3 protein-coding genes and 5 pseudogenes are annotated in these 11,968 nt (G+C 45.8%); 5 read left to right on the top strand and 3 right to left on the bottom strand.

Annotated elements, in window-relative coordinates:
• Positions 1-127 precede the first annotated feature (127 nt).
• Positions 128-1,419 (bottom strand): annotated as a pseudogene (gene hemL / locus UA76_RS21085) (glutamate-1-semialdehyde 2,1-aminomutase).
• A gap of 265 nt (positions 1,420-1,684) precedes the next feature.
• Here hemL and erpA point away from each other — a divergent pair.
• The 3 genes and pseudogenes from erpA to UA76_RS21070 all read left to right on the top strand — a co-directional run bounded on the left by erpA (position 1,685) and on the right by UA76_RS21070 (position 6,448).
• Entirely contained in the window at positions 1,685-2,026 is a 342-nt protein-coding gene (gene erpA / locus UA76_RS21080; protein WP_047049811.1) for an iron-sulfur cluster insertion protein ErpA, read from the top strand.
• A gap of 163 nt (positions 2,027-2,189) precedes the next feature.
• Positions 2,190-3,293, top strand: a complete 1,104-nt coding sequence (locus UA76_RS21075; RefSeq protein ID WP_047049810.1) for an efflux RND transporter periplasmic adaptor subunit — start codon at positions 2,190-2,192, stop codon at positions 3,291-3,293.
• 12 nt (positions 3,294-3,305) lie between these two features.
• Positions 3,306-6,448 (top strand): annotated as a pseudogene (locus UA76_RS21070) (efflux RND transporter permease subunit).
• A 125-nt stretch (positions 6,449-6,573) separates the two neighbouring features.
• Here the strand turns inward: UA76_RS21070 and UA76_RS21065 are convergent.
• A pseudogene (locus UA76_RS21065) lies at positions 6,574-7,862 on the bottom strand (peptidoglycan DD-metalloendopeptidase family protein).
• Positions 7,863-7,992: 130 nt separating this feature from the next.
• Here UA76_RS21065 and tyrS point away from each other — a divergent pair.
• Both tyrS and UA76_RS21055 read left to right on the top strand, forming a co-directional pair.
• A pseudogene (gene tyrS / locus UA76_RS21060) lies at positions 7,993-9,179 on the top strand (tyrosine--tRNA ligase).
• Between the two features lie 463 nt (positions 9,180-9,642).
• Positions 9,643-10,487, top strand: a pseudogene (locus UA76_RS21055) (magnesium transporter).
• Here UA76_RS21055 and dacB read toward each other — a convergent pair.
• Entirely contained in the window at positions 10,466-11,881 is a 1,416-nt protein-coding gene (gene dacB / locus UA76_RS21050) for a serine-type D-Ala-D-Ala carboxypeptidase (protein ID WP_420340933.1), read from the bottom strand. The pseudogene UA76_RS21055 and the gene dacB overlap by 22 nt on opposite strands.
• Positions 11,882-11,968 lie beyond the last annotated feature (87 nt).

Genomic DNA, 11,968 nt, shown 5'->3' with positions numbered 1-11,968 from the left:
GAGAAAATGTTTGTGTCGATATAATGACCGCAAAGCGAGTCGTTAGCAATGGCAAAGCTGGTATAGCTCGCTGTTATCGCTACAAAAAAGGGCTGCCATTGGCAGCCCTTTTTGAATGTGGGCGATACTAAGCTTCTTGCGCTATGATCGCAAAGCAGCGATCTGCGGCTTCTAGTGTCGCTTCTATCTCTTTAGAGCTATGAGCAAGAGACGTGAAGCTTGCCTCAAACGCAGATGGAGCAAGGTAGACACCGTGTTCAATCATTAAGTGGAAGAAGCGCTTGAAGCGGTCGATATCGCATTTAGCTACGTCGTCGTAGCAGGTGATGCTTGTTTGCTCGGTAAAGAAGAAGCCAAACATGCCACCCACTTGATTGACTTGCAGCGGCACACCATGCTTGTCTGCAAGTGATTTAAAGCCATCTGCCAATTGCTTAGTTTTTGCGGCAAGACGTTTTTCATTGCCTTCTTCTTTTAGAAGATTCAAACAAGCATAACCAGCCGCCATAGCAACAGGGTTACCTGATAGTGTACCGGCTTGATAAACCGGGCCGGTTGGGGCGATGTATTGCATCACATCTTTACGGCCACCAAATGCGCCAACAGGCATACCACCACCGATGACTTTACCCAAAGTGGTTAGGTCTGGCTTAATGTTGTAGTGTGCTTGAGCACCGCCTAATGCAACGCGGAAGCCTGTCATAACCTCGTCAAAAATCAGTAGTGCGCCTTCTTGATCACAGATCTCACGCAGGCCTTCGTGGAAACCTTCTAGAGGTGGAATACAGTTCATGTTGCCTGCAACCGGTTCAACAATGATACAAGCAATTTCCCCCTTGTTTGCTGCAAACAGCTCACGAACGGAATCTAGGTTGTTGAACGTTGCAGTGAGTGTGTACTTTGCAAAGTCAGCAGGAACACCTGGCGAGCTAGGTTGACCTAATGTCAAAGCACCAGAACCCGCTTTAACAAGCAAGCTATCTGCGTGGCCGTGGTAACAACCTTCGAACTTAAGAATCTTATCGCGACCAGTAAACCCACGAGCTAGACGAATAGCGCTCATAGTGGCTTCTGTGCCAGAGCTCACCATGCGTACTTGCTCCATTGAAGGGACAAGTTCAGACACAAGCTCTGCCATTTGAATTTCCATTTCGGTTGGCGCACCAAAACTTAAACCACGCTGTGCAGCATTAATGACCGCATCACGAATAACAGCATGGTTGTGCCCAAGAATCATAGGACCCCAAGAACCAACGTAATCAATGTAGCTTTGCCGTCAGCATCGAAAATCAGAGGACCATCGGCTCTCTCAACAAAAATAGGTGAGCCGCCAACGCCGTTAAAAGCACGAACTGGCGAGTTAACGCCACCCGGAATGGTGTTTTGTGCTTTTTCATAAAGCTCTGCTGATTTGGTCATGGATGTATCCTCTTATGATTGCTAGGACCAATTTGGCTCGCATTGTACCTATCCCTATCGAAACTAGGAATGTTTTGCGCCACATTCTGGTTAGATTTCGAACAGAAACGGCTAAAAAAGTGCGAAAAAATCGGATTTTGACTTAACTTGCGGCGAATACTTGAACGGAACAGTCAGGTATTAGATAATCGCCAGATTATTAGAACAAGTTTGACTCAACAACTTCAATCGGCTGTTGGGCATGACACGAATGAGAGAGGTCATCGTGAGCGAAGTAAATATCCCACTATCATTTTCGGATGCAGCTGCAACACGCGTTAGAACGCTGATCGCTGAGGAAGAGAATCCAGAATTAAAATTGCGCGTCTACATCACTGGTGGTGGTTGTAGTGGTTTCCAATACGGTTTTACGTTTGATGAAAGTGTGAATGAAGGCGACACCACAATTGAAAACAGCGGCGTAACGCTTGTGGTTGACCCTATGAGTCTGCAGTACCTTGTTGGTGGTGTGGTTGATTACACAGAGGGCCTAGAAGGTGCTCGTTTCTTTGTAAACAATCCAAATGCAACAACAACTTGCGGTTGTGGCGCATCTTTCAGCGTTTAATCAATATTTTCCCTACTCTCACTAATCCAAAAAAGTGAGACTGGCGTAATATCCCCCATAAGTTCATTTTATTTATGAGCACTTATTGTATAGGGTAAGTGTTCATAATAAAAAAAGTTAGAGTCAATGATGAACATTGACGAAACGAATACAAGGGATTGTTATGTCAAAGTACTCTCCGATCGGGTTCTTTTCCGCTCGTCCATATTTAGTCTCTCTTATTCTTGTGCTTCTACTCGCTCTTTGGCTAGGGATGGGGAGTACCAATGCACAAGAAGAAAACACTTCAACGTCAGAAGAATCCGTTCCTCTCGCTAAAGTTGCTTTTGAAACTTTTGCGTCCCAGCCAACTTTCCGCTCTATTGATCTTTATGGCCGCACTGCACCAGACAAACAGGCGCGATTAGGTGCTGAATTCAGCGGGAAAATTATCGATCTTAAAGTGAGCAAAGGTGAATTCGTTAAGAAAGGTCAGCATATTGCCCAGATTGATAAAGGCGATCTCAACATCCAATTAGAGCGTGCGCAAGCGATGCTCCAAGTGAAACAGAAAGAGTTTAAAGCGGCGGAATCTTTGAAGAGCCGTGGCTTACAAGGTGAGGTGGCTTACGCCACAGCTCAGGCTGCTTTAGCAGAAGCAAAAGCAGGGGTGAGCAACGCAAAATTGTCTCTGCGTAATACTGTGGTTCGCGCACCATTCGAGGGCTATGTTGACCACCTGTTCATCGAGTTAGGCGATTATGTTGGCATCGGCGATCCAGTCGCAACTGTGATCGATTTAAGTAAGCTCGTGATTGAAGCGGACGTGAGTGAAAGACACATTCAGTACATTGCGAATGGACAAGAGGCGACAGTTCGCTTTATTAATGACCAAACCGTAACAGGCAAAGTTCGCTACATGTCGCGTATCTCTTCGGAGTCGACCAACACCTTCCCAATTGAAATTGAAGTGGCAAATCCAGAACGCAAAATCCCAGCGGGTATCAGCACCGAAGTGACTTTGGATCTCCAAGAGCAAATGGCAGTGAAAGTAACACCTGCAATGCTGGCACTGGATGAAGAAGGCAACTTAGGCGTTAAAACTCTGCAAGACGATTTCGTCGAGTTCATACCAATTCAGTTAGTAAAAGCTGAGCAAGACGGTGTTTGGCTCTCTGGTCTCGGTGATCAAGTGAGCATCATCACTGTCGGGCAAGGCTTTGTTCGACACGGTGATAAAGTTGTCGCGGTTGAGCAAGATCGCGCATCACAGCAATTAAACAACTAGGAGGTGTGATAAATGTTCACACTGATTGATGCGGCGCTATCGCGCACGCGGACCATGCTGACGTTGTTGCTGATGATATTAATTGCCGGCGCCGTCACTTATGTCACGATTCCTAAAGAGTCGAGCCCAGACATTACCATTCCAGTGATCTATGTATCGGTCAGTCACCAAGGGATATCCCCAACTGATGCAGAACGCTTACTCGTTAGGCCAATAGAACAAGAGTTGCGTTCCATTGAAGGCGTAAAAGAGATGACAGCGACGGCCTCAGAAGGTCATGCGTCTGTTGTGCTTGAATTCTCTGTTGGTGTCGATTTGAACAAAGCCATGGCTGATGTTCGAGACGCTGTTGATCTGGCCAAACCTAAGCTGCCAGCGGACAGTGACGAACCTACCGTTAATGAGGTGACGTTTGCCTCTGAAGAGCCTGTTTTGTCGGTTGTGCTATACGGTACGGTCCCTGAACGTACCAACGTACTTATTGCTCGCAAACTACGAGATAAACTGGAAAGTTACCGACAAGTTCTGGAAGTGGACATTGCTGGTGACCGCGAAGATATTGTTGAAATCATTGTCGATCCACTACTTATGGAAAGTTATGGTTTAGATCAAGGCGATATCTATAACCTTATTGCGTTAAACAACCGCGTCGTGGCGGCGGGCTTTGTCGATACAGGCTATGGCCGCTTCTCTGTCAAAGTACCTTCAGTTTTTGATTCACTTAAAGATGTGCTAGAGCTGCCGATCAAAGTTGATGGTAAGCAGGTAATTACCTTTGGTGATGTCGCCACGGTTAGACGTGCGTTTCGCGATCCGGAAAGCTTTGCTCGTCTAGACGGAAAAACCGCTGTCGTCCTCGATGTGAAAAAGCGCGCGGGTGAGAACATCATTGAAACCGTGGAACTTGTGAAAGCGGTAATTAATGAAGCTCAGAAGTTACCAGACTGGCCGAATAACCTTTTGGTGAAATACACATGGGACCAATCTGATGACGTGAAGATCATGCTCAATGATCTACAAAACAACATTTTGTCAGCCATTATCCTCGTGGTGATCGTAATTATCGCGATTCTTGGTGTGAGAACGGCCTTGTTAGTGGGGATCTCGATTCCCGGCTCGTTCTTAACCGGTCTTCTGGTGCTGTCTGTATTTGGACTGACCGTCAATATCGTTGTGCTTTTCTCTTTGATCATGGCGGTGGGCATGCTGGTGGATGGTGCCATTGTAGTGACCGAGTTTGCAGATAGACGGATGCAAGAGGGCACACCTAGGCGTGAAGCGTATCGAGATGCGGCGAAACGAATGGCATGGCCGATCACCGCTTCAACGGCCACTACTTTAGCGGCGTTTGCACCATTACTTTTCTGGCCGGATATTACTGGTGAGTTCATGAAGTACTTGCCACTCACCTTGATTGCGACGTTGGCAGCATCATTAGTCATGGCACTGCTGTTTGTTCCGGTGCTGGGTGGCCTAATTGGTAAACCACAGAACGTTAATCCTCAGAATCGAGCAAAAATGGTGGCCTTGCATGAAGGCGACTTCACTAAAGCAACCGGAATTACTAAGCTCTACTACCACACGCTAGCGATTGCTATTAAGCACCCGCTGAAAATATTGATGTTAGCGATATTGATGGCGGTTGGAGTCGGCTTTACCTACAGCAAAGCTGGCTTGGGTGCTGAGTTCTTCCCAGAAGTTGATCCGCCATTTTTCACTGTGAAAGTACGCTCTTATGGTGATCTATCGATCAATGAAAAAGACGTCATTATGCGCGATATCGAGCAAGTGATGCTGGGGCATGATGAGTTTGAAAGCGTCTACACCAAAACGGGGGTAAGGAAGAGATCGGTCAGATCCAAATTACCCCTGTTGATTGGCAGTATCGTCGTAAAGTGAAAACCATCATCGAAGAGCTGGAAGAAACGACCAGTAAATTTGCTGGTGTGGAGATCGAATATAAATTCCCTGATGCAGGGCCTCCGGTTGAGCATGATCTCGTGATTGAGATGAGCTCAACCACGCCAGACAACCTAGATGCAGCAGCGAAACAGGTACGTAAATGGGCGGACAACAATCCGATCTTCACTAACTTGAGCGATAACTCCAGTAAAGAAGGTATTGATTGGCAAATTGATATTCGACGCGATGACGCTTCTCGATTTGCAGCTGATGCGACCTTGGTTGGTAACACCGTTCAGTTTGTAACAAACGGACTTAAGATAGGTGATTACTTACCTGATGATGCGAACGAAGAAGTCGATATTTTGGTTCGTTATCCAACAGAGAAGCGAGACATCGGGCGCTTTGATCAGTTGAGAGTAAAAACCCCAGCTGGTTTAGTCCCTATCACCAACTTCGCGAGCATTGTACCTGAAACCAAGCAGGACACGATTCACCGCGTCGATGGTCAGCGTATTATCAGTATCATGGCAGACATGAAAGAGGGCTACAACTTAGCACTTGAGCTGCCAAATATTGAGAAAGCTTTGTCTGAACTGGATTTACCAAGCGGTGTTGAGTTTAAGATCAGGGGGCAAAATGAAGAGCAGAACAATTCGTCAGCCTTCTTGCAGAAAGCATTTTTGATTGCTTTGGCGGTGATGGCATTGATCCTCATTACGCAGTTCAATAGCTTCTATCAGGCCTTCTTGATTTTGAGTGCGGTATTGTTCTCAACAGTTGGGGTATTTGCAGGCTTACTGATCTTCCAAAAACCGTTTGGCATTATTATGTCGGGTATCGGGGTGATTGCGCTGGCGGGTATCGTGGTTAACAACAACATCGTATTGATCGATACGTTTAACCAATTACTGCGCCGCGGTTTAAGTAAGCAAGAGGCGATTCTTCGTACTGGTGTTCAGCGTTTAAGGCCAGTATTGCTGACAACAGTCACCACCATTCTCGGTTTGTTGCCTATGGTGCTCGAGATGAACATCGACCTTATCAACCAGAAGATTGAGTTCGGTGCACCAAGTACGCAGTGGTGGTCTCAATTGGCGACCGCAGTCGCGGGTGGCTTGGCGTTTGCGACCGTGCTTACATTGGTACTGACGCCATGTATGTTAATGCTAGGTCGCAACCATAATCTGGAAAAAGCAGAGGATAAACTTCAAGAAGAGAGTGCAGTTGCTCAAGAGAGCACAGCACAATAATAAGTGAGAAACAAAAACGAAGTGATAACAAAAAGCCCGTCATAGTGACGGGCTTTTTTATGTCTTGACTAACAGGACTGCAAATGTCTATAACGACGTATATAGCAGCGGGTTTAAAGCATGTTTTACTTAGCAAAAAGTAGTTTGCTGTATCGATCTAGCGTAGCAAGTCTGAGCTTTGAATTTGCCAAGTAAGTTGTTTTCGCTTTACCCGTCAGTGATTTTGACTGAGGCAATTTAACGGTTCTTGGGTTCTTGTGAACGCCATTAACTAAGAACTCATAATGTAAGTGAGGACCTGTTACACGACCTGTGCCACCTAATGTACCAATAGTTTGGCCTTGCTTAACGCGTTGACCTGTTTTTACACGGCGCTTTTGTAGGTGAAGGTACTTAGTAATGTAAGTGTTACTGTGCTTAATAAAGACATAGTTACCATTGAACTGATTGTAACCAGACTTTTGAACCACGCCATCACCTGCCGCCCAGATAGGCGTGCCAACCGGTGCGGCATAGTCTGTACCACGGTGAGCGCGGACTTTACCCGTTACTGGGTGGCGACGTGTTGGATTAAAGTTTGACGTTACACGGCGAAAATCGAGTGGCGAGCGCAAGAAAGCTTTTTTCATCGCTCGGCCGTTTTCGTCGTAGTAATTGCCGGTATTGTCATCAAGAATGGCTTTGAACGTATCGCCTTGGTTAGTGAACACGGCAGCGATGATCTTACCTCGCCGATAACCTCGCCCTCTACAACCTTTTCTTGATACAGCACTTGAAAGCTATCTTTACTGCGAATGTCTAACGCAAAGTCGATATCCCAACCAAAGATACCCGCGAGCTCCATGATTTGGTTGGCGGTTAAACCGGCTGAAATGCCCGCATTCCAGAAGTTGGAAGTAATAGAAGCTTCGGCATAGTTGTATTGATACGCCACCTCTTTTTTGTCCGTCTCTGAACGAAAGCCAGAATCTGTACGGGTGATCTTGAAGGTTTCAAAAGCGCTTAAGCGGCGTTTTAGCTGAATCAGTTGGTCATCTTCATCAAAGCCAAACTCGAGTACGTCACCGGGTCTTAAGCGAGACAGTTGGCGCTCAATGTCTTTGTTGGTTGAAGTAAGCTGATATAAAAGACGAGACGATAAGCCCAAGCGTTGAAACAAAATAGCGGCACTTTCGCCGTTACCGACTTTATGCTTTTCCCATCGCATGACTGCTGACGGAGCAACTTGATTGCCTGGTGATAACGCTTCGGCATTAATAGTGAGTGGGTAGTGACGTCCCACTTCATATCGGCTCTCTTCAGGATGCAGATCTTTTGGATCGGGAAGAAAAAAGAGCGCGATAACAATAACAGCGCTAAATATAGCGATAAGGGCTCGGTGCATCCATGGAAGTCGAGCAAAAATAGACAGCATTTTTATCGTTCGTTCTGTGTGTATTAAAAAAATAGCGAGCTGTTTAGTCTAACTGGTTTCAAAAAGCATCGCTATTCAAGTAAGATGGTGAATTAAACTATTTTTGCCAAATCTGTGGGAGTGAACAAGAATGGCGAGCATTGAAGCGGCACTAGCGAGATTAAGCGCGGTGTTGATGAGCTAATTCCAGAAGAAGAGCTGATTGCAAAACTGAAAGAGGGTCGTCCTCTTCGTATTAAATTGGGTGCCGATCCAACGGCTCCAGATATTCACCTTGGTCACACAGTTATTCTAAACAAACTGCGTGCATTCCAAGAGCTAGGCCATGATGTAACATTCCTAATTGGTGATTTCACTGGCATGGTGGGTGACCCAACAGGTAAGAACACAACGCGTCCACCGTTAACTCGCGAAGACGTTTTACGTAATGCTGAAACGTATAAAGAGCAAGTATTTAAGATCCTAGATCCAGCTAAGACTAAGATTGCCTTCAACTCTGAATGGTTGTCTGAGCTTGGTGCTGAAGGCATGATTCGCCTAGCTGCAAGCCAAACTGTTGCACGTATGCTAGAGCGTGACGATTTCAAAAAGCGTTACGGTAACAACCAACCTATTGCTATCCATGAGTTTATGTATCCACTCCTACAAGGTTATGACTCAGTGGCAATGGAAACGGATGTTGAGCTTGGTGGTACTGACCAGAAGTTCAACCTTCTAATGGGCCGCGAACTGCAAAAAGCCAACGGTCAAAAGCCTCAGGTTGTACTAACGATGCCTCTGCTTGTTGGCCTTGATGGCGTTAAGAAGATGTCTAAATCCGCTCATAACTATATCGGTGTGAGCGAAGCGCCAAGCGAAATGTTCGGTAAGATCATGTCGATTTCTGATGATCTGATGTGGAGCTACTACGAACTGCTATCTTTCCGTCCTCTAGAAGAGATTGCAGAGCTGAAAGCTGGCGTTGAAGCAGGCAAAAACCCACGTGACGTGAAAGTGGCGCTAGCAAAAGAGATCATTGCTCGTTTCCACTCAGAAGCCGACGCTGACGCTGCTGAGCAAGAGTTTGTGAACCGCTTTGCGAAGAACCAGATTCCAGACGAAATGCCTGAGTTTGAGTTTGATGCAGGTCGCCCAGTAAGTAACCTTCTTAAAGAAGCGGCGCTTTGCCCATCGTCATCTGAAGCGATGCGAATGGTTAAGCAAGGTGCAGTGAAAATGGATGGCGAAAAAGTCGCTGATAGCAAGTTCGCACCAGAAGCTGGTACTTATGTTTTCCAAGTTGGTAAACGTAAGTTTGCTCGCATTACTATCAAGTAATCCGATAGCTTCACTGTGTAGTAAAAGCGCCTAATGGGCGCTTTTTTGTTTTCTTGAATAATAGAACGTTATGCAGACAGGTTTAATTATTTATTGGGTCTATTGTAGCTCTTCTTTTATATGAAGTTTCTGTGAAAAGTGGGCATCTCGATTCAAAAATAACAGCAATCTTTATTGGCTTTTGTTAAGATACGCGCGCTGCTGAATTGGCAGTAATTTTGGAGATAAATATGAACAATACCGACCATCCTCCAGTTGCTGGGTGAATAATTTTAAGAGGGCATTGTAACCCGCTTCGGTATTGGCGCACTCCGTCCTACCTAGCGGTAGGATCTATTTTCCTTTCTCAATCACTCCTCATTTATTCAATCAAAGTAACTGTAAAGCTGTAGTCGTCCGACTAGGGATAGCTATGTCTTGTGTTACTTGATGGTCGTTACCTTTGCCAATCGGGAGATTCGCCATGACGGTAATGAGCAATAATTATGTAGAAACTTCGCGTGCTTTTTCTCAAGAAGAGATCGGGGCCGCGCGTAATGCATTTTTGCAATATGAACAAACTAAGCAAGTTCACTTGCTAACAGTAATGCCTATTGAAGAGGCGGTGGCTATTTTGCACGACTGTTCAATAAGCTATGTACAACAACTACTAACAGTACTCGAAACAGAAGGGCACGATAAGCGTGCCAGACACTTTGCTCACCAGCTTGGCTTTGTGCATTCTGAAGTTGATACGCCACAGGGGTACCTAAGTACTTCCGTGTTTGAGCATGTAAAGCAGCGTATTGGTTGGATCATTGCGTTGGCTTTGCTGGGGATCGTGTCAGGCTTGATTATTGCTCAATATGAAGACACGTTAAGTCAGCTGGTTTTACTTGCGGTATATATGCCTGTTATTGCTGCGGCAGGGGGCAATACGGGCACCCAGGCGGCGACGTTGGTTATTCGGGCTCTTGCAACTGGCGAGCTGAAAAAACGTCAGTGGTTAGCAGTTTTTTGGAAAGAGAGCCGCGTGGCACTCTGTTTAGCCTTAGCTATCGCGATTGTGATGATTGGTCGTATCGTATTTTTCAGTGATCCGGCATCAGCGGGTGGTTTTGACATCAATACGATTGCTCTAGCGGTGGCCGTAGCACTGTTTATTCAAGTGACGATATCAACCACGCTTGGTGCTTACTGCCAATACTCGCACGTGCGTTCAAGATGGACCCAGCCGTATTGGTGAGCCCTGTACTTGCGTCGATAGTGGATATCTCAGGTATGTGGATTTACTTTACCGTTGTCAATTACTTCTTAGGTATTTCCTGACTGTAACGAACAACATCTTGATAAAACTGAGTTTCAAACTGAGTGATAGGAGTGATGACCGCAGGGCCATCGCTCTTTTTTCTAGGATGATAATCGGCAACGAACTGAACAAATAGACTCGTTGGCTCGCCTTTCTCATTTAGTCCATAGCCTGCCATGTTGTAGCTGCCATAGACAGAGCCACTCTTGGCGGCTATTTGGCCTTTGATCGGCTCTTTTCTCATGCTGCGTCGGTATTTCAACGTTCCCGATTCGCCCGCTCTTGGGAAGAGATCAATAAGCCCAAGTTCTTCGTCATGTTTCCAAATGTATTCAAGAATGCTCGCCATGGATTGGCTAGTCAGTAGGTTGTTGCGAGATAAGCCCGAACCATCGGCAAGCTGAGCATATCCTAAGTCGATCCCGGTACGTGAAAAGATGATCTGTTTGATGGCTTCGGTGCCGTTACCAAAACTGCCCGCTTGTAAGTAAAAGTGAGCGCCAAGGGTTTTGGTGATGCTGTCTGCAATCAAGTTATCTGATTTCTTCAGCATCTCTTCAAGCAGTTCAGGCAGTGGAGCAGAATAGTGGGTGTAAACCGTTACTGAATTATCAAGCTTTGGTGCGCCGACTTGGACATTGCCACTTATCTTCACGCCATGTTGATTTAGTAGGCTGTGCGTTACTCTCGTTGTGTACAGCTCTGGATTTTGGATGGCAAATTTAAGTGGAAGTGCTTTTTCACGCTCGACCAAACAGCCTTGAAGTTGATAGAAATTGTCTGGCTGGCTAATGAGTTCAATGGTGCATTGTGTGCTTTCTTGATGCTCTTTCGTGACCGCTTTCGCTTTTGTCGACACATGGATAGGGAAATGTTCAGGAACATAAACCCTTGTCTTTCCTTGGTCTTGCGTATAGATAGACGCCTGAACGCAGTTACCATCAATAGAGATTGCACTGGCGGGTGCGCTATAACAGACGCCTAAAATGTCCCAAGGCCAGCCGACGGCCCGATCGTAACCGGTAAAGGCAGAGTTATCTAACCAGATGTTGCCAATGGTTTTTCCTTTACTGCGTTCTTGTAGAGTTTTGATGATGTTATCAAGATCTTGAGTGGTCAAAGTAGGATCGCCAGAAAATTGAATGATCCAATCATTACCGCTATTAAGTAATTTAGTTTCAAATTTGTGATCATTGTCTAACTCTAACGTGGCTGCTAAAGCGGTGATGATCTTTAGGGTGCTGGCTGGTGGGAAGAAATGCCCTGAATTGCTCTCAATGGAATTCTCTTTACTTTCAGCGAGTTGCTTTACAACTAAGCTATGGCGAGACTCTTTCGGCAATGCGCTTGTATCGTAATTGGCCCAAACAACGGATGAGAAGCAGAGAGTAATGAAAAGCCAGCATTTATGCATTGTGAAGTCCATGACAAACGAAAAAGAAGCGATTTGTGGCGACAAAAGCGCATTATGGAATTGGGTTAGTATAAAGAGAGCTTTGGT

It is taken from the genome of Vibrio mexicanus (assembly GCF_001012815.1).
In the GTDB taxonomy this organism is placed as follows: domain Bacteria; phylum Pseudomonadota; class Gammaproteobacteria; order Enterobacterales; family Vibrionaceae; genus Vibrio; species Vibrio mexicanus.
The sequence above is the reverse complement of the archived record's forward strand: the minus strand, read 5'-3'. Positions and strand labels throughout refer to the sequence as shown.